The organism is Phormidium sp. CCY1219 (assembly GCF_035615515.1).
Lineage (GTDB): Bacteria > Cyanobacteriota > Cyanobacteriia > Cyanobacteriales > Laspinemataceae > CCY1219.
The window spans coordinates 1-1,454 of sequence record NZ_JAJENT010000187.1 but is presented as its reverse complement, the minus strand read 5'-3'; the positions used below and the strand labels follow the sequence as shown (position 1 = coordinate 1,454).

Below are 1,454 nucleotides of genomic sequence, written 5' to 3'. Positions count from 1 at the left end.
GGGGAAAAGCGCCTTTAAAAGTCCGACTTTGGACTCTTTAAGAATCCCTCGGATTTATCCGTAGGGAGTATCAAAGTGCTGCCTGTTGTATTGGTAAAACCTCATTCATTCGAGCAATAACATGAAGATTATGGACAACCGCCACTCGTCGCAGATCGAAGAGGTTTTTGCGCTGTCCAATATAACGGGCACGTTTGTCCTGCCACTGTCCGATATGAGCTAGAGAGTGTTCTACCGAGGTTCTCTCCCTTAGTTGTGCGCGACCAACAGAAGTAGATTGGCGCGATCGCAACTCTTGCATTAATGCTTCATCTATATGGATTGAAACCCTGCGGCCATTCTTACTTTTCGTACCAATTCTCGGAGTGGACAAGCCGCACACTCCTGAGTCAGGAAAATGAACCACTTTACCGGGTTCAAACGGCATCATAACTTGATTTGGGCAACTCATTAATTTCTTATCCCAGTCAAAAACAAAAGCGTTTTTATCAAATCGTCCTGAGTTTCTGACCGGCCACGCCTTACAAAATATCTGTAATTCTTCATTTCGTTCCTTTACCCAATGACTTGATAAATAAGCGCGGTCAATATGGAGTTCAGTCAACTGAAATTGTTGGTTTTTTAAGTCAATTTCCAAGTCAACAGTAGCAGCCGCTTCTGGGGTATTAGCACGGGTCACAGCCACAGCCCTAACGACCCCTATATCTAAATCTTTAAGAATGTGACGTTTATAACCTTCTATTTTTTGAGAACGGCTTTTTCGTCCATGCTGCATATCTGGATCTTCAATAGAAATACGTCTATCTTTGGCAACTCCTTTGGTCAAACTTGGAATTCCCACAAAATCTACTTTCACATTTTGGGATTCAATCAATCCGGCGACATGAAGAGTCTCTTCTGCTACTTCTAGTCCTTCAGATAACGGCTGCTGTTGCATCCATTCTTCTACAGAATCTAAGCTGTTTAGTATCGTAAGCGTTGAATGATAGAAAATAGTTGCAATAAATTTGATAATAAATTATAATAAAAAGACGATTGAACTTGGATATTCTAACTGCAATGACATTTTCCAACTTTCCAAAAGTTGTAAAACGTTATCTTTTTGAACTGCCCCAAAATGATTACCCTGTATTGGATACTTTTACATTTGTATCCTGCTGGTTAGGCTTTAGTTTTGACCAAAGTCTCGATACAATGACTTCGCTATTCTCTCGATTAAATAGCCGAAATATCCCTCTAGATATTTCCACTTTTTCAAAAGCAAGCAAGAGGAGAAATCTTGCGATATTTGAAAATTTATTCAATCAGATAAAAGGCGACGTCAAGAGAAAGAAAGGAAAAGATAAGCTGATTTTATTTCTTCTTGATTCTACAAGAGTTACTTTGACCAGTAAATTATTATGGCAACAGGAATATCATCAAGTAAAGCTATTTGCAGGAACAGACAATGAACG

Annotated in this window: 1 protein-coding gene and 1 pseudogene; one reads left to right on the top strand and one right to left on the bottom strand. The window is 39.3% G+C overall.

The window, feature by feature from the left end:
• Positions 1–70: 70 nt before the first annotated feature.
• Entirely contained in the window at positions 71–937 is an 867-nt protein-coding gene (locus LKK83_RS01195; protein ID WP_324628912.1) for a transposase, read from the bottom strand.
• A 122-nt stretch (positions 938–1,059) separates the two neighbouring features.
• Here LKK83_RS01195 and LKK83_RS01190 point away from each other — a divergent pair.
• Positions 1,060–1,454: pseudogene (locus LKK83_RS01190) on the top strand (IS4 family transposase); the annotation flags it as partial.

Bases quoted from the DNA above. Each gene is read 5' to 3' on its own strand.
- LKK83_RS01195 (WP_324628912.1), bottom strand. From the start codon at position 937: ATGCAACAGCAGCCGTTATCTGAAGGACTAGAAGTAGCAGAAGAGACT.